Annotated in this window: 22 protein-coding genes and 1 other annotated feature; of the genes, 11 read left to right on the top strand and 11 right to left on the bottom strand. The window is 50.2% G+C overall.

Annotated elements, in window-relative coordinates; genetic code table 11:
• Positions 1-231: 231 nt before the first annotated feature.
• The 8 genes from I8U18_RS06545 to I8U18_RS06510 all read right to left on the bottom strand — a co-directional run bounded on the left by I8U18_RS06545 (position 232) and on the right by I8U18_RS06510 (position 8,088).
• A complete protein-coding gene (locus tag I8U18_RS06545) occupies positions 232-1,812 on the bottom strand; it encodes a glycoside hydrolase family 10-like protein (protein WP_052154222.1) in 1,581 nt (526 codons plus the stop codon).
• Positions 1,813-1,946: 134 nt separating this feature from the next.
• A complete protein-coding gene (locus I8U18_RS06540) occupies positions 1,947-2,690 on the bottom strand; it encodes an SDR family NAD(P)-dependent oxidoreductase (RefSeq protein ID WP_033101146.1) in 744 nt (247 codons plus the stop codon).
• Positions 2,691-2,736: 46 nt separating this feature from the next.
• On the bottom strand, positions 2,737-3,417 hold the full coding sequence (locus I8U18_RS06535; protein ID WP_152568552.1) for a hypothetical protein: 681 nt from the start codon (positions 3,415-3,417) through the stop codon (positions 2,737-2,739).
• 13 nt (positions 3,418-3,430) lie between these two features.
• Positions 3,431-3,955: a matrixin family metalloprotease gene (locus I8U18_RS06530; protein WP_198055388.1), complete on the bottom strand. Its 525-nt coding sequence runs from the start codon at positions 3,953-3,955 to the stop codon at positions 3,431-3,433.
• 457 nt (positions 3,956-4,412) lie between these two features.
• On the bottom strand, positions 4,413-5,447 hold the full coding sequence (locus tag I8U18_RS06525; RefSeq protein ID WP_033101149.1) for an aldo/keto reductase: 1,035 nt from the start codon (positions 5,445-5,447) through the stop codon (positions 4,413-4,415).
• A gap of 65 nt (positions 5,448-5,512) precedes the next feature.
• Positions 5,513-6,169, bottom strand: a complete 657-nt coding sequence (thiE, locus tag I8U18_RS06520; protein ID WP_198064605.1) for a thiamine phosphate synthase — start codon at positions 6,167-6,169, stop codon at positions 5,513-5,515.
• Positions 6,166-6,969 carry a bifunctional hydroxymethylpyrimidine kinase/phosphomethylpyrimidine kinase gene (gene thiD, locus I8U18_RS06515; RefSeq protein ID WP_033101151.1) on the bottom strand — a complete coding sequence of 268 codons (804 nt, stop codon included), beginning with the start codon at positions 6,967-6,969 and terminating at the stop codon, positions 6,166-6,168. The genes thiE and thiD overlap by 4 nt, the downstream gene beginning before the upstream one ends.
• A 108-nt stretch (positions 6,970-7,077) precedes the next feature.
• Complete coding sequence (locus I8U18_RS06510; RefSeq protein ID WP_198064604.1) at positions 7,078-8,088, bottom strand: TolB family protein; 1,011 nt, start codon at positions 8,086-8,088, stop codon at positions 7,078-7,080.
• Between the two features lie 177 nt (positions 8,089-8,265).
• On the opposite strand from I8U18_RS06510, the gene I8U18_RS06505 reads away from it, so the two are divergent.
• The 3 genes from I8U18_RS06505 to I8U18_RS06495 all read left to right on the top strand — a co-directional run bounded on the left by I8U18_RS06505 (position 8,266) and on the right by I8U18_RS06495 (position 9,698).
• Positions 8,266-8,943 (top strand): DsbA family protein, encoded by a 678-nt coding sequence (locus tag I8U18_RS06505; RefSeq protein ID WP_033102083.1) that lies wholly within the window; start codon positions 8,266-8,268, stop codon positions 8,941-8,943.
• An 11-nt stretch (positions 8,944-8,954) separates the two neighbouring features.
• On the top strand, positions 8,955-9,374 hold the full coding sequence (locus I8U18_RS06500; RefSeq protein ID WP_033102084.1) for a disulfide oxidoreductase: 420 nt from the start codon (positions 8,955-8,957) through the stop codon (positions 9,372-9,374).
• Between the two features lie 93 nt (positions 9,375-9,467).
• A complete protein-coding gene (locus I8U18_RS06495; RefSeq protein ID WP_033102085.1) occupies positions 9,468-9,698 on the top strand; it encodes a hypothetical protein in 231 nt (76 codons plus the stop codon).
• 124 nt (positions 9,699-9,822) lie between these two features.
• Here the strand turns inward: I8U18_RS06495 and sspI are convergent, their stop codons facing one another.
• The gene (gene sspI, locus I8U18_RS06490; RefSeq protein WP_033102086.1) at positions 9,823-10,035 is read right to left on the bottom strand and encodes a small acid-soluble spore protein SspI; all 213 of its coding nucleotides are present in this window, start codon (positions 10,033-10,035) and stop codon (positions 9,823-9,825) included.
• Positions 10,036-10,282: 247 nt separating this feature from the next.
• Between sspI and I8U18_RS06485 the strand changes: the two genes are divergently transcribed.
• From I8U18_RS06485 to I8U18_RS06450, 8 genes are all read left to right on the top strand, one after another.
• Positions 10,283-11,092 (top strand): TrmH family RNA methyltransferase, encoded by an 810-nt coding sequence (locus I8U18_RS06485; protein ID WP_198059021.1) that lies wholly within the window; start codon positions 10,283-10,285, stop codon positions 11,090-11,092.
• A gap of 67 nt (positions 11,093-11,159) precedes the next feature.
• Positions 11,160-11,400 (top strand) — a binding site (T-box leader).
• 152 nt (positions 11,401-11,552) lie between these two features.
• Complete coding sequence (gene pheS / locus I8U18_RS06480; RefSeq protein WP_033102088.1) at positions 11,553-12,554, top strand: phenylalanine--tRNA ligase subunit alpha; 1,002 nt, start codon at positions 11,553-11,555, stop codon at positions 12,552-12,554.
• A gap of 18 nt (positions 12,555-12,572) precedes the next feature.
• A complete protein-coding gene (pheT, locus tag I8U18_RS06475) occupies positions 12,573-14,993 on the top strand; it encodes a phenylalanine--tRNA ligase subunit beta (RefSeq protein WP_198055385.1) in 2,421 nt (806 codons plus the stop codon).
• A 64-nt stretch (positions 14,994-15,057) separates the two neighbouring features.
• A complete protein-coding gene (gene zapA, locus I8U18_RS06470; RefSeq protein WP_033102090.1) occupies positions 15,058-15,306 on the top strand; it encodes a cell division protein ZapA in 249 nt (82 codons plus the stop codon).
• A gap of 13 nt (positions 15,307-15,319) precedes the next feature.
• Positions 15,320-15,856 carry a CvpA family protein gene (locus I8U18_RS06465; protein ID WP_033102091.1) on the top strand — a complete coding sequence of 179 codons (537 nt, stop codon included), beginning with the start codon at positions 15,320-15,322 and terminating at the stop codon, positions 15,854-15,856.
• A gap of 52 nt (positions 15,857-15,908) precedes the next feature.
• Positions 15,909-17,663, top strand: a complete 1,755-nt coding sequence (polX, locus tag I8U18_RS06460; RefSeq protein ID WP_198064603.1) for a DNA polymerase/3'-5' exonuclease PolX — start codon at positions 15,909-15,911, stop codon at positions 17,661-17,663.
• 201 nt (positions 17,664-17,864) lie between these two features.
• Positions 17,865-18,863 carry a spore cortex-lytic enzyme gene (sleB, locus tag I8U18_RS18170; RefSeq protein ID WP_038020990.1) on the top strand — a complete coding sequence of 333 codons (999 nt, stop codon included), beginning with the start codon at positions 17,865-17,867 and terminating at the stop codon, positions 18,861-18,863.
• Positions 18,864-18,951: 88 nt separating this feature from the next.
• A complete protein-coding gene (locus I8U18_RS06450; protein ID WP_198064602.1) occupies positions 18,952-21,312 on the top strand; it encodes an endonuclease MutS2 in 2,361 nt (786 codons plus the stop codon).
• 187 nt (positions 21,313-21,499) lie between these two features.
• On the opposite strand, the gene I8U18_RS06445 is transcribed toward I8U18_RS06450, so the two are convergent.
• Positions 21,500-22,624, bottom strand: coding sequence for a S8 family peptidase (locus tag I8U18_RS06445; RefSeq protein ID WP_370589259.1), 1,125 nt, complete (start codon positions 22,622-22,624; stop codon positions 21,500-21,502).
• A 584-nt stretch (positions 22,625-23,208) separates the two neighbouring features.
• Positions 23,209-23,412: a hypothetical protein gene (locus tag I8U18_RS06440; protein ID WP_033102095.1), complete on the bottom strand. Its 204-nt coding sequence runs from the start codon at positions 23,410-23,412 to the stop codon at positions 23,209-23,211.
• Positions 23,413-23,424 lie beyond the last annotated feature (12 nt).

Below are 23,424 nucleotides of genomic sequence, written 5' to 3'. Positions count from 1 at the left end.
TGGCTGCCGATTCGTTTCTCTATCTCTATTTTAGCTTTTATGGAACGATTGAAAAAATCCTTTTAATTCCAATGTTTGTGCTCCATATGATAGAACATTGCTTATTAATTTCATTATAAAGCAGACTCTCAGCTTATTTTTTCAAGTCTTTTACAATTTATTAAAAATCGGCCTCATGTGTGAATTCGGGGAAGGGAAGGCACGGAACGAACTCCATGCCTGAAACGGTTTTTAACGGACAAAAATCGGATTGCTTGGTTTACTTTCATTATGCAGCCGATCGAGGGCGGTGATTACATAGATTGCAGGTTTGTTTTCAGCCGTTCGGTCATCAAATGTTTGCAGGCCATTCCCGTTTTTTCTGACTGTGGCGATCAGGTTTTGCGGACGATTGAGACTGATCTCTTTTGCGCTGGAGAAACGATAGATGGCAAAGGCTGTGCTGTCCCCTTTCGACTGGTCCTTCCAAACCAGGTGAACAGCCGAACCGCTTTTGTTTTCCGCTTTTAACAGCTTCGGCTTCTTCGGTGGGTTGTCATCCAGCCACGGCATCGTCGGAATCAGTGCCGGATATTTGAATAAATCATTTTTCAGACGGTCCCGGAAACCGAGATAATTGGCCTTCACGTCTTTATAGCTGAAGAAAATACTTCCTTTTACCTCAGCAAACTGATTGTTGAAGAGCAGCTGGTTGGGCATTTCTTCCGGATCGTCCCAAGCTTCGGTGCTGTGGCCAATTTTATAGGCCGCTTGTCCGATATACAGGTGAACATTTTTGCCGTTTACCTCATGGGCCCACCAATCGACCAGTTTTTCGTAGGCAGCCGGAGCGTAGCCGAAATTCCAATAAATCTGCGGTGCGACATAATCGATCCATCCCTCGTTGATCCAGGTGCGGGTATCACAGTAAATCGAGTCATAACTTTGCAGACCGTTTGTATCGGAACCGGTCGGGTCGGTATTTTGATTGCGCCAGATGCCGAAAGGGGAAATCCCGAATTTTACATAAGGTTTTGCCTCTTTGATCGCATGGGAAAGTTGCTCTACCAATAAATTGACATTGTGGCGTCGCCAGTCCCCTTTATCGGGATAATCGGCTCCATACTTCTGATAAGTTGGGTCATCAGGAAAATCGATTCCGGAAACGGGATAGGGATAAAAGTAGTCATCAAAATGAACAGCATCAATATCATAATGGTTGACGACTTCCATCACGCTGTTGATAATGTAGGCTCGCACTTCGGGAAGACCGGGATCAAGGTAGAGCTTTCCGCCGTAGGATCGAACCCAGTCGGGGTGCAACCGCGCCACGTTGTTTGGCGCCAACTGGTCGGTTTCTGTATCCATGCTGACGCGATAAGGATTGAACCAGGCATGAAATTCCAGATTGCGCTTATGGGCTTCGCGAACCATGAAGTCGAGCGGATCATAACCGGGGTTTTTTCCCTGTGTACCGGTTAGGTATTTGGACCAGGGATTTAATTTGGAAGGGTAAAAAGCATCCGCGGTCGGGCGGATTTGCACCACAACGGCGTTCATATTCAGTTCCTTCGCTTCATTCAAGATTTGGATAAATTCCTGTTGCTGTTGTCCGATCGGGAGGCCCGGTGCGGAAGGCCAATCGATATTGGTGACAGAAGCAACCCACAGGGCCCTTAACTGTCGTTTTTTCCATGTGGTTTCCTGTGAGAGGGTGCCGTCGTTGTCCCCGGCACGGGCGGATGGAATGTTCGACGTAAGGAACAGGCTTCCTGTTAACAAAAAAGAAAGGAAAAAAACACCGGCTTTTCGCCAAAATGAACGGTTCCTCATGTGATTCCCCCTGCAAGAATCAATTTTCAATAAAATGTCTATTTAATTATAACAAAATATTTGGACAAATTGGTCGGGCAGAAACAAAAAGCGCCGTTGTCCAAAGAAGGGAACGGCGCTTTTTGCAGTGAAATTCAAATCATCAGTGAGCCGCCGGAAACGGAGGTATATCCCCCGGTGACAAAGCCGGTATCCGGGCTGGCAAAAAAGGCGATGGCATTTGCGACATCTTCCGGTTGGGCGATTCGGCGCATCGGGGTGAAGTTGGCCGCCATCTCTTTCCTCTCTTGGGGAATTTCCGCCGTTGCATCGGTATCCACCATTCCCGGGGCAACGATGTTGGCCGTAATGCCATGCGGCCCAACTTCACCGGCGACATAGCGAACAAACGCTTCCAAGCCGTTTTTGGCCACGCCGTGCGCGATAAAACCGGGTGATGTGCTGCGTGCCAAACCGCTGGAAACGTAGATGAGGCGGCCATATTTCTGTTTGATCATGTGGGGAAGGACCGCTTTCGTCAGCTCAAAAGCGGCGCGCAGCTCGTCGTTCACCTTTTGGGCGAAATCATCCCAGCTCATTTCCATGAGCGGTTGAATCGGAAAGGAGATGGAAGCGTTGTTGACCAGAATATCCACTTTGCCGTATGTAGAGATGGTTTGGTCGACCAGACGGCGAACCGCTTCCGGGTTTCTTACATCTGCCTGAATGGACGTTGCTTCTCCGCCCTGCCGGACAATCGACTCGACGACTGTATCAGCTGCCTGTCGGTTGTTGTGATAATTGACGATCACTTTTGCCCCGCGCCGGGCCAGCAGTTTGGCAGTGGCCGCACCAATGCCCCGGCTTCCTCCGGTAACGATGGCAACCTGATTGTTCATGGTGAGGTGCTCCTCTCTTTTTAAGAAATTCCGATTCTGTTTACCATTATTGCAACAGAGTCTTTTCAATATTTTCCACCCTGTTTAAGATTCCCTGCAGATTCAGCCCGGTCACTTGATCTTTGTAGTTTGTCGGAAACCCGTCGATCGACACATGAATTGTCTGGTCATCCTGGGTTACCGTCTGTTTTAGCAGGTGATGAGAGGGGATCTGCAACAGAGCTTTTCCTTGACCGTTCAGTTGGATCGAGTTGGGGACGAAAGGAAAAGAGTAAAAATCGGCATAAGGAGATTTTTTCAGAAACAGGATATATGTTTTGCCCATTTCCGGCTCGATATAAAGCGGATTGGTGATATGGATATTTTCATTTTCACGCAAACGATCCAATTGCAGGGTGTGTGATTGCCCCACTTTAATTATATCTGCATCCAGCTCTCCTTTTAATACTTTGTTAACCTTGAAATTAAACAGTTTGACCTCGTTATAAACATCGGCTGCCGGCTTTGACGGATCTCGGGGGTTGCGGGCGCCGTTGATGCTTCCCGCCGCGCTTTGATAGGTACCCATGACAATGAGAGGGGATTGATGAATCATATCGTTCAGGTTGTTTTCCAAGGCGAGGTCCATATGCATATTCACCTGTGTTTCGCTGTTGAAACGGCTGCATCCGGCCATTAATACCAACAGAGAAAGAAGGGTTAAACAGAGGGGCCATTTGTGAAACATCATCCACACCTTCCTAATATAAGTTGTTCACCCCGTTAATATCATCGGTTTGGGGGATGTAAATCGAGTAGCGATCCCGGTCGATATTCATCAGCGCCGTCCAGTTGGTATGCGCCAATCCCAGTATATGTCCGATTTCATGCCCGGCCACGCTGCGGCCAAAATTGAGATCATTATTGGAATCATAAAATTTATTCATTTTAACGACCCAGTCGTCGGTACAGGAATCCAGTCCGGTCTCCCAGTAGGAATACCCGTAGTAATCATCGGTACTCGAATAATATGAATCAAAGACTCCGGAAGCGGATGGATTTTGCACGAATCGGCGCTTGTTCTGGGCGTTGTTCCAGTCGGTGACCGATTGGCTGATCGCTTCTTTGTGCGGCTCGGTGATGTTCCCGCCCCAGCGATAGTAGACGTAATAGTCATCGCAAAGTTGATCGCCGGTATAACTGAAGGCAAAGACAGATTGGGGCAAAAAAAAGAGATGGAAAAAGAGGACGAAGATAAGCGAACCGGATAAAAGATGCTTTTTCAAACCAAGTAAACCCCCTTTGTTTCTACGAATATCATTCAATATTATAAAATTAAGCGTTTTACTCAACAACCGAAAATCAGTAAATTAATTGTATGTTCTGGCGGCGGCATGGAAAAATAAGTTCGGATTAAAAAAGAAAAACCAGTCCCCGCGACCGACTTGCAGTGCGGGGGCTGATTGATCCATGTGCCTTATTTTTTGCAATCACAGTCCGGACATTTGCAATCAGGAGTACCGCATTTGTCACACTTGCTGGGATAAAGGGCATATGGTTTTTGCAAAAAAAACCACCTCCAGCGTTTAGCCTGAAAAAGAGCGAATTCAACAAAATTGAATTCACTACGCTACTATTTTAGTATAAAAATATTTGCAAGTAAATAAATGATTGGTAATATTGATAATTTTTTGCCTCCGAAAAAATACTCCCCCGGAATGTCAAAAAACCGGGGGAGAAGCATTATTTTGCCACCGGAGTCGGCTTGGTTTTGCTGTTGGAAAATGGTTGTTTTAATGCCGTTTTTTGACCGTTTTCCCACAGCTCTTCGATTTTTTGCAACTCCTCTGCGGTGAGCGGGGTTTTTTCCGGAGCGGTGGCAAATTCGCGCAAGTTCTCTTCGCTGGTGATATTCGGCAATACCGATTTGACTGCCGGACTGGCCAGACAGAAGAGAATGGCTGCCTGTCCGATGGTGCGGTCGGATTCTTTATACAAAAATCCCCAATCCTTGACTGCTTGCAAACCGGCTTGCATCCATTTTACCGGACGGTGGTTGCGATGGTCGGTTTTGTCAAAATGCTTGTCCGGATCGTAAGTTCCGTCAAGCAGACCGGATGCGTGGGGCACGCGGGAGATCAGGGCGCGATTTTGTTTCTCTGCCGCTTTGATCAGTTCGCGGGCAGGATCTTGTTCTATCAGGTTGTTGATGATTTGTACCATATCCATGCGTCCGCCTTCGATGGCTGCAAGCCCTTCATCCCGCCAGCCGATATCCGGGCCGAGCGCAACGCCGTAGGTCAGGATTTTTCCTTCTTCTTTCAGGCGTTCCAGCGTTTCGTAAACTTCGTCGCTGACGATTGCTTCCATCCGGGCGTTGTGAAGCTGGTAGATGTCGATATAATCGGTTTTCAGACGCCGCAGGCTCTCCTCGCAGGATTTGCGGATGGACTCCTTATCCCAGCGTTGCGGCAATTCGCTGTGTCCGCCGTGACGGTCTCCGCGTTTGGCATAAATGTCATAGCCGAACTTGGTCGCGATCACGACTTTGTCGCGCAAACCGGAAAGGGCATCGGCCAGAATCGTTTCACCTTTTCCCTGACCGTATACATCGGCCGTGTCAAAAAAGGTGATGCCGTACTCTTCATATGCAGATCGCAATAATTTTTTTCCCAATTCCTCGTCCTTGACTCCCCACCACGGGGTAGCAACGGACCAGACACCAAAGCCCACTTCGGAAAGAGGGCGATCAATACCGGGCATAGAACGATATTTCATTGCAGATCCTCCTTTGATTCCAATTTTATTTTACCACTTGGCCTTTTGCCGTTTGCGGGCAGCCGTTACAATTTTGTGGAACCGCTCAGATACTGGCGAAAACGGCGGGCAGCTTCCGACGGCTCTCCGCTTTTGCTGATCGCAGAGATGACCGCGACACCATCTGCCCCCGCTTCCATCACTTGCGGCGTCCGTTCGGGCGTGATTCCTCCGATGCCGACGATCGGGAAATCGCTGCCGATTTGCCTGCGTATTTGTTGAATCGCAGCCGGGCCGATCGGTTCGCCCGCGTCTTTTTTGCTGAGAGTGGAGTACATGGGGCCGACGCCGATATAATCAGCTCCGTCAAGCATGGCTTGCTCTGCCTCGGCAGGGGTTTCGGCCGATACGCCCAATATGCGGTCGGGCCCGATGATTTTTCGCACTTCAGAGGCTGGCAGATCTTCCTGACCGATATGTACACCATCTGCCTCCAAAATCAGAGCGAGATCGACCCGGTCATTGACCAGAAACGGGATGCCATGTTCCCGGCAAAGCCGGCGCAGCTTCTTGCCCAACAAAACCGTTTGGTGCATGTGCAGGCCCGAATTTTTCTCGCGATATTGAAAACAGGTGATTCCACCGTTGATTGCTTGTTCCAATACCCGGACGGGATCTTGGTGCGGGCAATCCTGACTGCCCATGATAAAGTAGAGTGATAACGAATTTTTTACGAAACTCATCGATTTTCCCTCCGGTGGCGATAGGCGAAATGATTGGTGGGTCCGTGTCCCCGGCCCAGATTCAACGGATGGCTGATCGCAGCGGTGATAAACTCTTTCGCCTGTTTTACCGCATCGTAAGTGGAAGCGCCCTTGGCCAGAAAAGCGGTAATCGCCGCAGAAAAGGTGCAGCCTGTCCCGTGTGTTTGCTTTGTGTCAAAGCGAGGTGCGCTGAGAACGGAGAATTCTTCTCCATCGTAATAAAGGTCATCAGCGGTACTCTCGTTTCCGTGCCCCCCTTTGATCACGACCGCTTTTGCCCCCCATTCAACAAACATGCGAGCTGCCTGACGACGGGAGTCCGGATCGGCTAAAGAAAGCCCTGTCAAAACTTCCGCTTCTGGCAAATTGGGCGTCACGACCGAAGCGAGGGGGATCAGTTCTTTTTTATAGACGATCCGTGCATCTTCATCAAGCAGAACATGGCCGCTGGTCGAAACCATCACAGGATCGACGACAAGGGGAAACAGACCAAATTCCCTGATTTTTTGGGCCACGGTTTTTACAATGTCCGCCGTGGCTAGCATTCCGGTTTTGGTGGCGTCAACCCCGAGGTCGGTTGCAACGGAATGAATCTGCTCCGCAGCGGCTTCGGGGGCAAGCGGGTATACTTTCTGCACACCCAGTGTATTTTGCGCCGTAATGGCGGTAATCGCGCTCATGCCGAAGGTTTCCAGTTCCTGAAACGTTTTGATATCCGCTTGGATTCCGGCTCCGCCCCCGCTGTCCGAACCGGCAATCGTTAAGGTTCGCGCAATCACTTGTTGTCCTCTCCTTCGTTTTCGGTAAAAATATCTGCTGCATCAAGAGTGCTGATTGCATGTTTGATCTTATAACTAACATAGCAAAACGCGATGAGATGCGCCACCTTACCTTTCGGGAAGCGGCACATGAAGCGGGATCGATTTTTGATGCAATCCGCTGAAATCCGTGATCCACACCTTGTATTCCGGCGGTGGTGAGTCAGGACCGGTCCGGTTCCAATTTATATCTTCCGTGAACAGCACCTGGTTTTTCTTGTGAAAAAAGACGGCACTGCCCGTTTCAGACCTCAGAAAAGAAATTCTCTTCGTTTCCTTCGTTTTCATATTCATCAGATATTGCTCGTACTTCGGCAATCCATCTTTTATTTCGGCAATTCCGGTGAATACCAGCCAGTTGCCGGAAGGGGACAATTCCACATCGTTTACGCTCGGATCTTCCCGTTTCCCCTTGGGCACGAGAAAGTGGGCTTTTTCCGGGTGGGCAATCGGGACAACCTTCAGCCGCGGAAGATCGTCGTCATCCGTTTGGCCCGTTACGTAGTAGAGTGTCTGGTCATCAGCTGAAACAGCTAAACTGCGCAGTTCATATTCTTTTTGCCGTGTCACCATTTCAAGTCCCGTTCCATCCGGATGAATGCGGAAAATATGATAGAGGACGGGACTCTCTGTGTCGACGCTCAAATCGTAAGCCTTGGCGAAATAGAGATAACGGCCGTCCCGGGAAAAAGCGAGGTCGGTCACCAAGCCGTCGAGTTTGTCGGTCAGCGCCTTTAATCCGCTTCCATCACGGTTCATGATACAGAGGATTTGTTCGTTGTTCCCCCGCTTCCTGATCATGGCGATTTTCCTGCCGTCCGGAGAAAAAACCGGTTGCACAAAGGAGGAATCGGACGAAGGAGTCAAGCGCTTTATGTGTTTTCCGTGAAGGTCGGCGGTATAGACCGCTGCTGTCTGATCAAAAGCATAGGAAAATAAGAGCGTTTGGTCATCAGGTGACAAATCGACGTCCGGTTGCAACCCCTCGGTCAGCGGTCCCCATTCATCCGCACTGCATCCCGGAGCCAATATAAAAAGGAGCAGACAAAATCCAAGCCGGATGGTTCTCTTTAACAACATCTCGTCTTTCCTTTCTGTTCAATTTTTTCTCTGTCAGGATTATTCGGAGGTTACAATGAAGTTGGGGTATGATCGGGGAAAGTGAAGCCATCATGAACACAGATTGAATCTTCTATGAATTCCTTCTATAGAATTTCCAATTGATTTATTGTAACATTTATAAGGAGGTGTGAGGAAATGGCTAATCAGCATAAAAAGAAGAGTTCAGCAAGTACCATCACCATGATTACGATTTTGGTTCTTTTTCTCGCTGTGGGGATTTACGCGATTGTCGCGCCTTTGCTAAGTGACAAAGAGGATAAGGCGGCTGCGATTACATACACCGGAATGCCGCGGATCGGAAGTGCCCAGGCACCGGTGAAAATCATGGAATTCGGCGACTTTAACTGCCCGGTCTGCAAGCAGTTTCATGATGTGATCTATCCGCAGTTGAAAAAAGAATATATTGATACGGGAAAAGCGCAAATGTATTTTACCAGCCTCGAATTCCTCGGCCCCAATTCCGAGATAACGAGCCAAGCGGCAGAATCCGTTTACCGGCAAAACCCCGACGCTTTTTGGAAATTTTATGACGCTGTTTACTCAAATCAGGGAAAAGAAGATCAGAATTGGGCCACTCCCGACTTTATCGTCTCTTTGATCAAACAGAACATCCCTGAAGTGAACGCAGAACAGGTAAGGAAAGATCTGCAAAATAAAACATATGCGCAGCAGGTGAGAGCCCATAACCAATTTGCGCAAAAATTGGGATTCAATTCGGTTCCGACCATTTTCATCAATGGAAAAATGGTGGAAAATCCCTTTGACTACAACGACCTGAAAAAATTGATCAACGATGAACTGAACCAAAAGTGAGTGGGAAAAAGATGAAGAGGTTGTTAAATACGTACGGTATTTATTTTGCTTGGATAGTGGCGATTGTGGCAACCGGAGGTAGCCTCTTCTTCAGTGAAGTGCTTGGTTTCATCCCCTGTACATTGTGCTGGGTGCAACGAATTTTTATGTACCCGCTGGTGATTCTGCTGGGAATTGCCTCCTATCGCACGGACCGGAATATCATTCCATATGTTTTGCCATTAACCATCATCGGTGGGTGTGTTTCCCTGTATCATTATCTGGAGCAAAAAGTGCCGGCTCTGGCGAAAGTGGCCTCCTGTCAGGTCGGAGTCCCTTGCACCCAGGAGTGGATTAACTGGCTTGGATTTATTACGATTCCGTTTTTGGCGCTCATCGCATTTATCCTGATTACTCTGTTTCTTTCCTTTGCCAGAACAGAAAGCGAATAATTGGGTGATGGGGGTTACCATCTGTCCAACCATCCAACCATTTTCTACATACATTAGTAGTGAACTGGATAAGAAAGGAGACAGATCGGTGCCATGAACAAACCCAAACTCAGGGATAAAAACCGCCAGATTACCCCGGTCCAAGCGTTGGATGCGAACCGCAATAAGCCAAAAACCAAGTTGACCAGCGTCTTTTTCGGCGGGTTTGGTTGGGCTTGGTGGATTGTAATCGCCGTTCTGGTGATTATTTTCTTGTTCTTTATCTTCTGGTGGTGGGGATTTGGCGGATTTGGCTGGGGAGGATTTGGCGGGGGATTTTGGTAAAAGATGGGCGGTATCATTTCTTGAGCCTTGTTCTTTTAAAAGGACGGGCTTTTTTTATTGATTGAGTTTTGGGAAGAAGTGAGCTCGGCAGCCAGGATTTGAACTCACTTCTTGCTTTTCGCATTCAACTTTTGGGCAGGGAATTGTGCAGGGTTTGGATCATCGCCTTCCGGTCATTGGGGTTGCTGTTTTTCCAGATCACTTCAAAGAGAACCCCGAGCCCGGGCAGCAGTTTTTCCTCACCGCGCTGAATGGAATCAACCACAAGCTCTTGCAGTTCTTGTGTATTCATGGTATGAATGTTGTGGATTACTGCACCGCGAATGTCAAAATTCATCATCTGACCTCCTTTTTTAACTAGGATGTGCGGAAAAAAGGACTTTATCCGGAAATTGGATATGTTAGTTAAGGCTGATCGCAAAAATTGGCAGGCGATGCCGTTGATCGTCAGCGGCTGTGCCGGGAAACATTTTGATATGGCCCGGTGTGAGCACAAGGAGCGGTTTGGTTGTACGAGGGAATGGGCAGGGCCCGGGAGAATTTGAAGAAAAATCATAAAACAGGAAGGAACAAGGCGCAGAAGAATGACAAAAATCCGGTTGATTACTTCACAGGCAAATGAACAGGTGAAACAATGGCAAAAGTTGAAAACAAAAAAAGGGAGATTACAGCAAGGGGCTTTGCTGATCGAGGGCGAACATTTAATGGAGGAAGCGCTTAAGGCCGGAATTCCCTTTTTCGCGGTGCTGCTGGAGCAGGGAAAAACCGGTATCACAGAGCCGCTTCTTCACCGTTTTCCGGAACGGGTTCCCGTCTATGAATTGGCTCCTCCCCTTTTTCGCCGCTTGGTTGAAACGGAAACCCCCCAGGGGATTGCCGCGGTTATTCGTCTTCCCGAGTGGTCGCCGGATGAGCTCTTAGCCCGGCAAAAGCAAGAGGCCACCTATCTGCTCCTCGATGCGATCCAGGATCCGGGCAACTTGGGAACGATCATCCGTACGGCCAAAGCGGCGGGAGTCGATGGGATTCTGCTGGGCAAAGGAACGGTTGATCCTTTTAACTCCAAAGCGGTTCGTGCCGCCATGGGCTCCATCTTTCGCATTCCGCTGGTGCAGGCGGATCTGGCTGAGGCGATTGGTATGCTTGGCGAACAGGGGGTGACGGTCGTGGGGACGACACCGCATGCCGGTGTGTATCATTTCGATTATCCCTATCCCAAACGGGTGGCGATTTTATTGGGCAACGAAGGCCGTGGAGTTCACCCTGATTTGCTGGCCCGTGCCGATGTGCAAGTCAAAATCCCCATGCCAGGGCAAACGGAATCGTTAAATGTCTCCTCTGTGGGAGCGATTCTCCTTTTTGAACGCGTGCGTCAGCAATATCAGCATAAGTAGAGGTTGCTGGCTCGCATATGTTCGCTTATAATAATAAAATAATTTTCAGATGGATAATTATTATATTGGCATGGCGATGATGGAGAGGAGTAAGCAGTACGTCCTTGACCAGGGAGAAAGTGCCGTGACTGGAAGCACTTTCAGGAAACGGCTGCCGAAGTTCGCTCTGGAGCTGTCCTTTGAACCAGACGGAATGTCTACAGTAGAGGGAACCGGTGTTGACCGTTATTTCAGTCCAAGAGGAAAAGGAAGGGACTTTCCCTTTTCTTTTCAACAAGGGTGGTACCGCGGAATCTCTCGTCCCTTATGGGAACGGGATTTTTTTATTTTTTGAATCGCATGTCAGGTCGTGGGCCCCCTGGTTTTACTTAACTTTCAGCCTTGGGATGTGAAAATGCAGCTTTGTGTCCCGGGGTTGTGCCGAAAAAAATGAGAGTTTGATGAGAAAGGAGCGTTTTTCATGCGCGAGCGATTGGAAGCTTTGAGCAGTGAGGCGGCTCTGGCGATTCAACAGGTGACTACGCTGGAAGAATTGCGGGAGCTGAAGGTGAAGTATTTGGGAAAAAAAGGGGAACTGACCGGCGTGTTGCGCGGGATGGGCAGTTTGTCGCCCGAAGAGCGCCCGGTGATCGGGAGTTTGGCCAACGAAATCCGCAATCACCTGGATCAGTTGATAACGGGAAAAGAAGCGGCTTTGCAGGCGGCAGCCCTTGAAGAGCAACTGGCAAAAGAGACAATCGACGTCACGCTTCCGGGCGTGAAACGAAATGTTGGTTCGCTTCATCCCCTTCATTTGATCATTGAAAAAATTGAGGATATTTTTGTCGGCATGGGATTTGAAGTCGCTGAAGGACCCGAAGTGGAAACGGATAAATACAACTTTGAAGCATTGAACATGCCGCAGGAACACCCGGCACGCGACATGCAGGATTCATTCTACATCACGCCGGAACTGCTGCTGCGCACGCACACTTCCTCAGTTCAGGTGAGGACCTTGGAAAAGAAAGAAGGATATGTTCCGGTGCGGATCATCTGCCCGGGCAAAGTGTATCGCCGCGATGACGATGATGCCACCCACTCTCACCAATTTACCCAGATCGAGGGTCTGGTTGTTGACCGCGGGGTTTCGATGAGTGAGCTCAATGGCGTCCTGTTGTCGTTTATTGAAAAAATCTTTGGCGAAGGAACCGAAATGCGCTTGCGCCCGAGCTATTTCCCGTTTACCGAACCAAGCGTGGAAGTGGATATCTATCACCCGGAAAAAGGATGGATCGAAATTCTGGGTGCCGGAATGGTTCATCCGCGCGTCCTGGAAAAAGCGGGGTACAACCCGGAACGCTATTCCGGTTTTGCCTTTGGCATGGGAGTTGAGCGAATTGCCATGCTGAAGTACGACATTGATGATATTCGCCATTTTTACAACAATGATTTGCGTTTCCTGCGTCAATTCAAAACGGTGTGAGAGGAGTGTTCAAGTATCATGCTTGTATCTTATGAATGGCTGTCCCAGTATGTGGATCTGGAAGGCATTACGCCGGAGGATATTGCAGAAGAATTGAACCGTACCGGGATCGAAGTGGAAGTGATCTATACGCGTGATCCCGGAGTCAGCGGTGTGGTCATCGGAGAGGTTTTATCCGTCGAGCCCCATCCCCATGCGGACCGCCTCAAAGTCTGCATGGTGAATGTCGGCAAAGGGCAGATATTGCAAATTGTCTGCGGGGCGAAAAACGTCGCAGCCGGACAACGCGTTCCCGTCGCCCTCGTCGGTGCGAAATTGCCTGGCGGTGTTCATATTAAAAAAGCAGAGTTGCGCGGAATCGAATCGAACGGGATGATCTGCTCAGCGAAGGAACTGGGCTTCCCGGAAAAAGTGCTGATGAAAGAGCAGACGGAAGGAATTCTTGTCCTGGAAAAAGAAGCACCGGTCGGCGGGGATATTAAAGAGTACTTGGGCATGAATGACCAGGTGATCGAATTGCAGCTGACGCCCAATCGTTCCGATTGTCTCGGGATGGTCGGTGTCGCCTATGAAATCGCCGCCATCTTTGACCGGGAACTGCGCCTGCCGATGATTACCGAAACGGCGCCGCAATATGACTCTCCCGTGAATGTTTACATTGAATCGGAAGAAGACTGCCCGTTTTATGCCGTCCAGGTTGTGCATAATCTGCAGGTGGGCCCGTCCCCGCAGTGGATGCAGAACCGGCTCATCTCTGCCGGAATCCGTCCGATCAACAACATTGTCGACATCACCAACTATGTGATGCTGGAAATGGGGCAGCCGCTTCATGCTTTTGATTATGACCGGATCGGCGGAGGCCAGATTGTGGTCCGGCGCGCACAGGAAGGGGAGCAAATCACCACGCTGGATGGAACGGTGAGAACCTGCGACCCGGAAATGCTTCTGATCACCAATGGGGAAGAGCCGCTGGCCGTTGCCGGTGTAATGGGCGGAGAGTCTTCGGAAGTGACCGGGCAGACCGTTTCCGTCCTCATTGAATCAGCTTTCTTCGACCCGATGCTGGTCCGCCAGGGAGCACGCAAATTAGCCATGCGCACGGAGGCGAGCGCCCGGTTTGAAAAAGGGGTTGACCCGGAACAAATCGTGCCGGCCCTCAATCGTGCCGTCCAGTTGTTGTGCCAGTTGGCCGGAGGCGTTGCCGGTTCGGAGCCGGTTGTGCACAAAGTGGGTGACATCGATGACATTATTGTCGAATTGAGGCACGAGCGGCTGGTCAACCTGCTGGGAGTGCAAATCAGCCAGCCCGAGGTGTTGGATATTTTCCGCCGCTTGCGTTTCCCTGTACGTATGGATGACGGGCTGTATGAGGTTCAGGTGCCGACCCGACGCCCTGATGTGATGATCGAAGTCGATCTGATTGAAGAAGTGGCGAGGATTTTCGGGTATGATCGGATCCCGACCACTTTGCCGTGGGGACAGCAACCGCCGGGCGGTTTGACCAGGGAGCAAAAATTGCGCCGCACCATCCGCCATACGCTCCGCAACATGGGGCTTCATGAGGTCTTGACCTACAGCTTGACCTCCGAGCAAACGGAAGCGGAAGTGGAATCGCTCGAGCCGCAAGCACGGCCGATTCATTTGGCGATGCCGATGAGCAGCGAGCATGCGATTTTGCGTACGACTTTGCTTCCGCAACTGATTGAAACGGCTGCCTACAATATCAATCGCGGAAATGACCGGGTTTCCATTTTTGAATTGGGCCGGACCTATCTCACGTCAGAAGAGCAATTGGAGCAACTTCCGCTGGAACGCTATGAACTGGCCGGCGTGGTTACGGGCAAAAAAGAGCCGTCCATCTGGAAAGAGAAAGAGCTTCCCGCCGGAGATTTCTATGAAGTGAAAGGGATGCTGGAAGCATTGTTCACCCGTCTCGGCGTTTACGGAGTTGAATTCCGCGCTGCCCGGCCAAAAGGGTTCCACCCCGGCAGAACGGCAGAAATGGTGATCGAGGAGCAGGTGATCGGGATTTTGGGTGAAATCCATCCACAGCTGGCCCGGAAATATGATCTCGAACATCCGGTCGCCTTCCAGATTGATGTGGAAAAACTGCTGTCGGCTATTGATGAAGAAATCATCTATGAACCGATTCCCCGTTATCCGGCAGTAACCCGTGATTTGGCTGTCATCGTTGACGAAAACGTGCCCGTAGGGGAGCTGGAAGAAGGAATTTGGGAAGAGGCTGGAGAACTTCTTCAATCTGTATCCTTGTTTGATGTGTTTACAGGAGAGCAAATTGGGGAAGGAAAGAAAAGTGTAGCCTTTTCATTGGTGTACCGCGCTTCAAACCGAACATTGACCGATGAAGAAGTAAATCGGGTGCATGATTCGGTTGTCGCGTTCCTCTCTTCTGCATTTGGTGCAAAGCTGAGACAATAACATCGAAGGGCTGTCGATTCCTGCCCTGACCGTAACCTTCACTCGGTGAGGGAGGCGCTGCAAAATGAAAAACAAATTGACTGTGGAGATTTACGGTCAGCAGTATCATTTGACCGGAAAAGCGAGCCCTGGTCATATGCGCCAGGTGGCTGGCCATGTTGATGAAAAGATGAGGCAGATCGCCGATAACAATCCGCGTCTGGATGCCACGAAACTGGCTGTTTTGTCTGCCGTCAATATTGCGGATGATTATCTTAAGCTGAAACAAGAATATGATGAAATCATGCATCTGATTGAAGATGAGCAACCTTGAGGAGGACTTGTCATTGAACTTGTTTGATTGGATCTTAATACTCCTTCTCATCGGTGCGTTATTTCAGGGGTATCAGCGGGGGCTGGTATTGCAGCTGGCCTCGCTGATCACCTATTTTGCATCTTTGTGGGTGGCGTACAAATTTACCGATGAGCTGGCACCTGAATTGAGCAAATTGTGGCAGATGCCCGATTCGGTTCATAACGGGTGGCTTTCGCTCCTGCCGATGGAAAAAATGATTTACTCTGCCATGGCATTTTTCCTTTTGTTCGTGGGAACGAAATTCGTTTTGTCCATCGCGGTTTCCGTGATCAATCAAGTGGCGAAATTGCCGGTTCTGTCTCTGTTCAACCGTTCCGGCGGAGTATTGTTCGCTTTTGTAAAAACGTTCGTCGTCATCGTGGTGGTCGTGAATATTCTTCATGTCCTGCCATGGGCACCGGGGCAGAATGCCGTCAAATCATCGGCCCTGGCCCAAACCTGTCTGAAGATCACACCGGATTTGACAAAAGAAGTGCAGAATTTGCTGCATGGTTCCCATCAGACGTGAAAAATCGGGGCTACGGAAAACGTAGCCTCTTTTTTGTGAGGAGCGTGATGCAATGCATAACAAACAAATAGCCGCCGCTTTGCTTGAACTGGCCGACCTGCTGGAAATCAGCGGGGAGAATGCCTTCAAGGTGAATGCCTACCGCCGTGCCTCCCGAACGGTGGAAAACTGCCGGTTTCCGATTGCAAAACAATTGGATCGCCTGGAAGAACTGCCGGGGATTGGAAAAGGGACGGCCGGGGTGATTGAGGAACTGGTTGCCGCCGGATCGATCGGCATGCTTGAAGAGCTGAAAAGCACATTGCCGCCAGGTCTTCCGGAACTTCTCAAACTTCCGGGGCTCGGCCCGCGATCGGTTCACACGCTTTATAAGGAACTGGACATTAAAAACATGGACGAATTGAAAGAAGCGGCGGAAAAGCAAAAAATTCGTTCTCTGCCGGGATTCGGCCCTAAAAAGGAGCATAAGATCCTGGAGGCGATCGCCCAGGTGCAGAACAGGCCGGAACGCCGTTTGCTGCATGAGGCGCTCTTTGTTGCCAGCCATTTGGCCGAACAGCTCAAGGATGAGGAAGAAGTCCTGCAAATGGAACTGGCGGGGAGCCTCCGCCGGAGAAAAGAGACAATCAAGGATATCGATTTTGTCATCGCCACCGTCTCTCCCGTGGAACTGGGGAGGAAAATCGTCCGCTTGCCCGTCGTGACAGAGATCATCGGTCAGGGAGAAACCAAGGTGAGCGTGCGGGTAAATGTGGAGGGAATCGAAATGGGAGCCGATTTCCGGCTGGTGACACCGGCTCAATTTGCCAGCGCCCTTCATCATTTTACCGGTTCCAAAGAACACAATGTCCGCATTCGCCAACGGGCCAAAAAATATGGCCTGAAAGTGAGCGAATACGGGATTTTTAACAGCGAAACGGATGAAACGATGACGTTTGCCGACGAGCGGGAGTTTTTTGCCGCCTTGGATCTGCCCTGGATTGCCCCGGAACTGCGCGAGGACCGGGGCGAGATGGAGCGGGCTGAGCAGGACAATCTGCCCGGGCTGATCCGTCCGGAAGAGATTCGCGGGGATTTGCATATGCACACCCTGTACAGCGACGGAGCCGACAGCATTAAAAACATGGCGTTGGCAGCCAAGGCGAGAGGATACGAGTATATTGCCATCACCGACCATTCAGTATCGCTGAAAGTGGCCGGCGGGCTGTCGGTGGAGGAATTGATGGAACAGTGGGCGGAGATTGAGCGGATCAATGCCGAACTGGAGGGCATCGTGATATTAAAAGGGGTGGAAATGGATATTTTACCGGATGGGCGTCTTGATTATCCTGATGAAATCCTGGCCCGGATGGATTTTGTCATTGCCTCGATCCACAGCCGGTTTAACCAGGACGAGGAAGCAATGACCAAACGCATCATCCAGGCCATGGAAAATCCGTACGTCAACATGATCGCCCATCCGACGGGGCGCCTTCTCCTGCGGCGCGACCCTTATTCCGTGGATGTCGACCGCATTTTTCAGGCGGCAAAGGAGACAGGCACGATTTTGGAACTGAACAGCAACCCGCACCGCCTCGATTTAAACGACGAGCTTATAAAAAAAGCAAAAGAAGAGTACGGACTCACCTTTGCCATTAACACCGATGCCCATTCCACCGCAGAGCTGGGCAATATCGCCTATGGAGTGGCCACCGCCCGGCGGGGTTGGCTGGAACCGAAAGATGTGCTGAACACGTTGCCGTTACATGAACTCTTGCAACGCTTGAAACAAAAGACAGGGAAATCGAAAGCCGAAAATGGGAAGTAGCTGATCATGTCCCGCTTGGGATGACCCCGGTTAAAAAGGGATGGACGATTTAATGTTGTGTTTTCATGGCAGTCTCACATGTCACTGATCATCGGAAACCGTCCACGGGCGTCGTTCCTTATCAAAGGGTTTCCGTATGATTTGCGGGAAAGGTAAGCATAATAACGGAAAATACCAACCTGGAAAGGGTTGTTTTTCCGTATGCGAAACCGAACTTTTATCAAAATCGCGCTCCTTCTTTTGGCGGTCGTTTTGGTGGCGGTTACCGGCATCCACACGGATCTGTGGGCGCAGACGGCCGCCAAGGCAAATCCGGTTCCAGCCTTTGGCTCCGGGATTTTGAAGCAGGGTTCTTCCGGAAAAGATGTACTGGAACTGCAGGGCCGTTTGAAATTGCTGGGCTACTATACGGGCCCGGTGGATGGCGTGTTTGGTAACCGAACCTACCGGGCCGTCCGTCTGTTCCAGTATGCCTTTGGCATGAAAATCGACGGGATCGTCGGCCCCAAAACGAAACTTCGCTTGTGGAAGGCAACCAAGCATTGGACACCGGAGATGACGAAAGAGAAGCCCAAAGGGCCGGTGCTCAAACGCGGGGCGCGCGGCGGGGGAGTCTGGGAACTGCAAGGGCGACTCGGGTTTCTCGGCTTTTATACAGGGAAAATTGACGGTGTTTACGGCAATCGGACTTATCACGCCGTTCGCCTGTTTCAATACCGTTTTGGGATGAAAATCGACGGGATCGCCGGTCCGGAAACGATGGCGAAGCTGCGCAAGGCAACCAGGAACTATGCTCCGAAAAAAGCCAGGAAGGCGTTCACGCTGCCCAAAAGCAGTCACGGATTTAGTAAGAGCGACATCAATCTGTTGGCACGGGCCGTTTACGCCGAAGGCCGGGGCGAGCCTTATGTCGGCCAGGTGGCGATTGCCGCGGTTATTTTAAACCGGGTTGACAGCTCCCAATTTCCCAATACGGTTCCGGGGATTATTTATCAGCCGTTGGCATTTGAGTCAGTGGCTGACGGGCAGATCTGGATGGAACCGGATGAAACCGCACGCAAGGCTGTAATGGATGCGATCAATGGCTGGGATCCCTCGGGCGGAGCTTTGTATTATTTCAACCCTGCTCGTTCCACATCCAAATGGATTTGGAGCCGGCCGATCATCAAGAGAATCGGAAAACATGTCTTCTGCAAATAACCGAATCCTTCCCGCAGGGATTCGGTTTTTCCGTTTGCAGTCGTGCTATAATAGAAAGGGATTTTTTTATTAAAGAGGAGATGTCGGCGTGGAACAATGGACGCTGAATTCGTTGGAATATGATGAAGTAAAAGAGATTGTTAAAAGCCATGCGGCGACGAGCCTCGGCAAGGAAAAAGTCGAGGCGATGGTTCCCTCGGATCAATGGGAAGAAGTGAAGCGCCGTTTGGCGGAGACGCAGGAGGGGATGGATCTTCTCCGTTTAAAAGGGGATATTCCGCTCGGCGGTGTGCGCGACATTCGTGCCAGTTTGCGCCGTGCGGCTCTGGGCGGATTGTTGAATGAAGCGGAGTGCCTGGAGATTGCCAGCACGGTTTCCGCCGGAAGAAAAGTGAAGTCGCTGTTGCGGCAACTGGAAGAGGAAACGGCCGAACTCCCTTTGCTCAGGGAACTGACGGAGAGCATAGAAAGCTTGGATCATTTGGAAAAGGAAATCCTCGCCTGCATTGATGATCAGGGGATGGTGAAGGATCAGGCCAGCCCGGAGTTGCGGAGAATCCGTCAGCAGATGGGGGACGTGCGCGGGCAAATTCAGTCGACGTTAAATAACATGATCCGAAGTGCCCACTATCAGAAAATGATGCAGGAACCGATCATCACTCAGCGCTTTGATCGCTATGTGATTCCGGTGAAGCAGGAGTACCGGGCGCAATTTGGCGGGATTATCCATGATCAATCAGCTTCCGGAGCCACGCTGTTCATTGAGCCGGAAGCGGTGGTGAAATTGAACAACCGCTTGCGTGAACTGGAGTTGTCGGAGCAGAAAGAAGTGGATCGCGTGCTCGGTCTCCTGACAGCCAAGGTGCAGGAAGAGGCTGAGCATCTGCAAGCGAATGTGGCCGCCCTGGCTGAACTTGACTTGATCGCGGCCCGGGCCCGGTTCGGTTATCAGATGAAAGCGGTCTGTCCGCAGCTTTCGACCGATCAGACGTTGCGCCTGAAAAAAGCGCGCCACCCCTTGATTTCGCCGGAAGAGGTCGTTCCGATCGATATTGAGATGGGGAAACGATACCGGTCTGTCATCATTACGGGACCGAACACCGGCGGGAAAACAGTGACGCTGAAAACGGTAGGCTTGTTTGCGCTGATGGTGCAGTCGGGAATTCCGATTCCGGCGGAAGAAGAGAGCACGATGCCCGTCTTCAGCGGAGTATTTGCCGATATCGGAGACGAACAAAGCATTGAGCAAAGCTTGAGCACCTTTTCGGGACACCTGCGGAATATTATCCGCATTTTAAAGCGAATCGATGAGGGAAGTTTGGTCTTATTTGACGAACTGGGAGCAGGGACCGACCCGACCGAAGGGGCTGCACTGGCCATCGCCATTCTGGAGCATGTCATTTCCCGTGGCTCTTTGGTCATTGCCACCACCCATTACAGCGAATTGAAATTGTTTGCCCATACGCATCCGCAAGCAGTCAATGCCAGCGTTGAATTTGATGTGGAGACATTGAGGCCGACTTACCGTCTGCTCGTCGGTGTTCCCGGGCGAAGCAATGCGTTTCTGATCTCAAAACGGCTCGGATTGCCGGAAGAATTGATCCAAGTGGCGAAACAGCATCTTTCCAGCGAGGAAAACCGGCTGGAAGAGATGATCAGCAGCCTCACCGCGGAAAGAAAAGCAGCGGAAGAGGAACGGATCAAAGCCGCGGAGTTGCACCGGGAAGCGGAAGCGCTGTATGAGGATATGCGCCGGCAGCTGGATCAGTGGGAAGAAGAGAAGGCGAAAATCAAGGAGAAAGCGCGCATGGAGGCGCGGGAAATCGTGCGCACGGCCCAGCGCGAAGCAGAAGCGGTGTTGAAAGAGTTGCGCGAATGGGCGAAACAGAAACCGCAAGATATCAAGGAACATCAATTGATTGAAGCGAAAAAAAGGCTGGATCAGGCTGTTCCGGACTGGGAGTTGCCCAAAAAAACGAAGAAGGCAGCCGGAAAATCCCGAAAAATCGAGGTCGGTGACGAGGTGACGGTGCTCTCGATCAATCAGACCGGAACAGTGGTGGAAGTGCTGGATAACGATGAATTTCAGGTGCAGATCGGCTTTTTGAAAATGAAAATTCACCGCGACGGCCTCGAGAAGCGGGCGTCAGCCAAACCCGCTCCCGCTGTCAAAATCAAATCAACCGTGAAACGCTCAAGAACCGATGTAAAACCGGAACTTGATTTGCGCGGGAAAATGGTGGAAGAAGCCATCCTGGAAATTGACAGCTATCTGGATAAAGCCCTCCTCGCAGGATATAAACAGGTTTCGCTGATTCACGGGAAAGGGACCGGCGCACTTCGCACCGGCGTACAGGAGTTTTTGCGGAAACATCGCAGTGTGAAAGGATTCCGCCTCGGAGCCCACGGCGAAGGAGGTTCGGGCGTAACCATCGTGGAATTGCGCTGACTACCGGTGAGCAGTGGAGGTTTTCTATGCAATATCTGCCGCGGATTTTAGGAACGATCGCCGTACTGTTTTTTGTGGTCGGACTTGTCTGGTTTCTGCTTTATGCCAGGTGATTTTCGTTTATCATAAAAAAACCAGCCGCCCGGGTTCAAGCGGGGGCTGGTTTTTTTGCGGGCAATTTTTTGGATTAATAATTTACAGCTTTATAAGCATTGATTCTGCCGTAGGTAAAGTAAGTACCCGTGCCGGAGATCCGGTCGGCGGTGTTTTCAATGGCTGCGCGGATTTGCGAATTGCTTCTGCCTTGGGAGGCGAGCAGACCAGCAAGACCAGCCACATGGGGGGTGGCCATCGAAGTGCCGCTCAGGGTTTGATAAGTGCTGCCGAGATAGGTTGAGAAGATGCTGGAGCCGGGAGCGGCAACATCAACCCAGCTGCCGTAGTTGGAGAAATAAGAGAGTCTGTCGGAGGAATCGGTCGATGCTACGGCGATGGCATTGCTGTAGTAAGCCGGGTAGCTCGGAGCAGAAGTGCTTTCATTACCGGCCGCAGCCACGACAACGGCTCCTTTGCTCCAAGCATAGTTCACCGCATTTTGCAAAGTGGAGGTACCGGCAGAACCGCCAAGGCTCAGGCTGATGACTTTTGCTCCTTGATCGGCAGCATATTGGATTCCGTTGGCGACATTGGCCAATGTGCCGCTGCCGTTAGCATCCAGAACACGAACTGCCAGAATGCTCACATTGGGCGCGATACCGGCAATCCCTCTGCTGTTGTTGGTTACAGCGGCGGCAATCCCGGCGCAGTGGGTTCCGTGCCCGTTTTGGTCATAAGGATCAGAATCGTTATTGACAAAGTCATATCCTTTGATCACCTTGCCGCTCAAATCCGGATGGTCGTATTGCACTCCGGTGTCAACGATAGCGATTTTTACGGAGCTGCTGCCTCTGGTGACATCCCAGGCTTGCGGAGCCTGAATTTTTTGCGGGCCCCATTGCTGGCTGCTGAAATAGGTGTCATTCGGAGTCCATTCTGCATGGAAATAGTAGTTTGGTTCTGCATATTGTACATTGGGGTTTGCTTTATATTTTTTGATCATGTCCTGAATGGAGGTATTTTTGTCGAACTTGACAACTTGCCAGCCGTATTTTGATGATTCGACCACTTTTGCTCCAAGCTGGTCACTGAGCGATTCGACGGAAGCGGTATTAACGCCCGGCTTGAATTTGACGATTAACTCCCCGGGAACATAATTTGTCGGATGGGCAGGGCTTGCGAAAATGGACGAAGGAACAATGAGCAGCGCCAACATCAACAAAGCTGCCACTACACTCAAGATGCGTTTCATACGGCACTCTCCTTTTTGATGAATTCAACGCCAATTCCGATCATTCAGACATATAACAGTAAGATACTTTATTCTTATCCGGCAACCCTCCTTTTGCATGATCTATTTATTCATTCTCTTTTCAAATGAAAATTCCTCCCTTATTTCTTAAATAATATAAATATTTCAAACTAAACAAAAATAATTCATCATTATAAATGTAGAATTTTGATCCGAATCCGTATATCATATGAAGAGTGGATTGCCAGTTTATTGATTATTTTCCATTAAGAAGGGAAATTTTCTTGATGGCTGATCCTGCGACCGTCGGTGTTCGTTTTCTGAAATTACAGGATGAGAATAGAAGTTATTACCGGTGAAATCAGCTGTTTTTCATTTTTCATTAGTGTTGCAGGATTTTATGAAGAGGTTTTTGAAAGCGATTGGAATTTGTTTTCTGTCATGCAAGGCGGGCAAAAGTCCGGTGGCAGGGGGATGAAAAAAAGAAGCCTTTCCGGGAAAAAGGCTTCGGCATGCGCTCGTTACTTCCTATCCTTTTTATGGCTCAGTCATTGCGGATCTATTTTTAATTTTCTCATTTCGTTTTGCAGATGTGTGAGATAAGCCAGTGTATCCCTCTTTCGCTCGGGGGTATACTTCTCAGGATGGGAATTCATTTCATCCAAAAGGCGCTTGGCGCGGTCAAAACTGGCTTCAAGCAAACGATAGTAACTTTTTTTGGCAGGAATGCCGGCCGAAGTGATCGTGCTCATATATATCGCTCC

The sequence above is a fragment of the Thermoactinomyces sp. CICC 10522 genome, from assembly GCF_016055075.1.
Lineage (GTDB): Bacteria > Bacillota > Bacilli > Thermoactinomycetales > Thermoactinomycetaceae > Thermoactinomyces_A > Thermoactinomyces_A daqus.
This window is presented reverse-complemented; position numbering and strand designations above follow the sequence as displayed.

Excerpts from the sequence above, each read along its gene's own strand:
- I8U18_RS06545 (WP_052154222.1), bottom strand. The coding sequence starts at position 1,812 with ATGAGGAACCGTTCATTTTGGCGAAAAGCCGGTGTTTTTTTCCTTTCT.
- I8U18_RS06540 (WP_033101146.1), bottom strand. The coding sequence starts at position 2,690 with ATGAACAATCAGGTTGCCATCGTTACCGGAGGAAGCCGGGGCATTGGT.
- I8U18_RS06535 (WP_152568552.1), bottom strand. The coding sequence starts at position 3,417 with ATGTTTCACAAATGGCCCCTCTGTTTAACCCTTCTTTCTCTGTTGGTA.
- I8U18_RS06525 (WP_033101149.1), bottom strand. The coding sequence starts at position 5,447 with ATGAAATATCGTTCTATGCCCGGTATTGATCGCCCTCTTTCCGAAGTG.
- thiE (WP_198064605.1), bottom strand. The coding sequence starts at position 6,169 with ATGAGTTTCGTAAAAAATTCGTTATCACTCTACTTTATCATGGGCAGT.
- I8U18_RS06510 (WP_198064604.1), bottom strand. The coding sequence starts at position 8,088 with ATGTTGTTAAAGAGAACCATCCGGCTTGGATTTTGTCTGCTCCTTTTT.
- I8U18_RS06505 (WP_033102083.1), top strand. The coding sequence starts at position 8,266 with ATGGCTAATCAGCATAAAAAGAAGAGTTCAGCAAGTACCATCACCATG.
- I8U18_RS06500 (WP_033102084.1), top strand. The coding sequence starts at position 8,955 with ATGAAGAGGTTGTTAAATACGTACGGTATTTATTTTGCTTGGATAGTG.
- I8U18_RS06495 (WP_033102085.1), top strand. The coding sequence starts at position 9,468 with ATGAACAAACCCAAACTCAGGGATAAAAACCGCCAGATTACCCCGGTC.
- sspI (WP_033102086.1), bottom strand. The coding sequence starts at position 10,035 with ATGAATTTTGACATTCGCGGTGCAGTAATCCACAACATTCATACCATG.
- I8U18_RS06485 (WP_198059021.1), top strand. The coding sequence starts at position 10,283 with ATGACAAAAATCCGGTTGATTACTTCACAGGCAAATGAACAGGTGAAA.
- pheS (WP_033102088.1), top strand. The coding sequence starts at position 11,553 with ATGCGCGAGCGATTGGAAGCTTTGAGCAGTGAGGCGGCTCTGGCGATT.
- pheT (WP_198055385.1), top strand. The coding sequence starts at position 12,573 with ATGCTTGTATCTTATGAATGGCTGTCCCAGTATGTGGATCTGGAAGGC.
- zapA (WP_033102090.1), top strand. The coding sequence starts at position 15,058 with ATGAAAAACAAATTGACTGTGGAGATTTACGGTCAGCAGTATCATTTG.
- polX (WP_198064603.1), top strand. The coding sequence starts at position 15,909 with ATGCATAACAAACAAATAGCCGCCGCTTTGCTTGAACTGGCCGACCTG.
- sleB (WP_038020990.1), top strand. The coding sequence starts at position 17,865 with ATGCGAAACCGAACTTTTATCAAAATCGCGCTCCTTCTTTTGGCGGTC.
- I8U18_RS06445 (WP_370589259.1), bottom strand. The coding sequence starts at position 22,624 with ATGTTGGCGCTGCTCATTGTTCCTTCGTCCATTTTCGCAAGCCCTGCC.
- I8U18_RS06440 (WP_033102095.1), bottom strand. The coding sequence starts at position 23,412 with ATGAGCACGATCACTTCGGCCGGCATTCCTGCCAAAAAAAGTTACTAT.